Source organism: Vibrio sp. 1402 (assembly GCF_033340275.1).
On sequence record NZ_JAWOWE010000522.1, the window covers coordinates 1 to 572 of the forward strand.

General features: G+C 49.1%; 1 protein-coding gene. It reads right to left on the reverse strand.

The window, feature by feature from the left end; all coding sequences use genetic code 11:
• On the reverse strand, window positions 1-572 hold a 572-nt coding region (locus R7044_RS27035), incomplete at both ends, for a methyl-accepting chemotaxis protein (protein ID WP_225456206.1).

A 572-nucleotide genomic window follows, 5' to 3' on the forward strand; every position in this document is an offset into this window, starting at 1 on the left:
TGATCATGGCCTCAATTTCAGTGGTCGACTGAGTGGTCTTGGAAGCCAGTACGCGTACTTCATCGGCAACTACGGCAAAGCCTCGCCCTTGCTCACCCGCACGCGCAGCTTCAATTGCCGCGTTTAACGCAAGCAAGTTAGTTTGCTCTGCGATGTCTTCAATCACTTTAATGACTGCGCCAATTTTCTCGCCATGAGCACCAAGGTGATTCATCTGAACCGACATGTCCGCCATTTGCTTCGATACCTGTTGAATGCTCTCTACCATTTCAACAATGACGGTACGGCCTTGTTCGGCTGTGGCTTCTGATTTACGAGCTTCTTCAAACGTAGACGCACCTTGTTCCGCCACTTGTGAAATGGTCAAACTCAGCTCTTCTGCCGCCGTTGCGATGAGGTTCGCTTTATCGGCTTGGCTACTCGCACCAGAAACAATGTCTTGGCTAACAACAGACAACTCACTCGTGACCGACTTAACTTCTTCAGACACGACTGAAATAGAGCCGATCAACCCCGTTAGAGATGCCTGCATTTTATTTAAAGAGGTCGCTAAGTTAGAAAGCTCATCACCC